Source organism: Lentibacillus saliphilus (genome assembly GCF_019093865.1).
Classification (GTDB): domain Bacteria; phylum Bacillota; class Bacilli; order Bacillales; family Amphibacillaceae; genus Lentibacillus_B; species Lentibacillus_B saliphilus.
In genome coordinates this window covers 1-917 of the sequence record NZ_JABJXD010000025.1, presented here as the reverse complement: position 1 = coordinate 917, position 917 = coordinate 1, and the positions used below count along the sequence as shown (strand labels likewise).

The following is a 917-nucleotide window of genomic DNA, read 5'->3' as shown; positions in this document are numbered from 1 at the left end:
GCCAAGCTAGCTGAACAGTTAAATGAATTGGTTACTCAGTTTAAACTTTAATAGGCTACTTTTATATATATAGGCTTTACTAGATTTATAAGGTGGTTGGGAATAAAAGAAGAGCTTTAGTCTGTTACCAGTATTTTGATAGCCTTCTCTTTTCCCCACCACTGCTACTATCTTAATTAAAGGAGTACAATATGAAATCTAAATTTATTTCCGTCAAAACAAAATTAATCATCATCTCAATCGTTATTTTAGCGATACCGTTAATAACCTTAGGTGTTTTTAGTTATCAAAAAAGTGTACATAGCTTAAATGAACTTGGTGAAACAAACTTAAAAAACAGTGTCGAGATGGCTATCAATACGATTGAAGCACTCAATAAAGAAGTCGAAAGAGGCAATTTGTCCTTGGAAGATGCACAAGAAGAAGTAAAGGAAGTTATACTCGGCGAAATGGCGTCTGATGGCACTAGGCCAATCAATGCCGACATTGATCTTGGGGAACATGGATATATGTTCATCCTCGATGCTGAGGGGAACCAAATAGCGCATCCAGTGTTAGAAGGTGAAAACAGTTGGGATACCGTTGATCCAAATGGTATCAAATCCACTCAGGAACTCATTAAAAAAGGGCAATCTGGGGGTGGATTAACACACTTCTCTTGGCCAATGCCGAATAATGACAGTCAAATAGAGCCGAAAGTTGCTTATTCAAAAGAAGATCCACATTGGGGCTGGACAGTTATCGCAGGGACATACATGATGGACTTCAACAAGCCTGCCCAACATATTCTTAATATCATATATATCGTTACAGGTATTGCCCTTGTATTAGGTATTGTGACGATTTGGCTTTTCACTGGAAACATCACCAAACCTATTAAAGCCGTAACCGAACAGATGAACCACCTTGCTGAAGGT

The 917-nt window shown here is 38.2% G+C and carries 1 protein-coding gene; it reads left to right on the top strand.

The features are described from left to right. Positions 1 to 191: 191 nt before the first annotated feature. Positions 192 to 917: cache domain-containing protein (locus HPC67_RS15620; RefSeq protein ID WP_217589832.1), on the top strand; the 726-nt coding region annotated here is incomplete at its 3' end.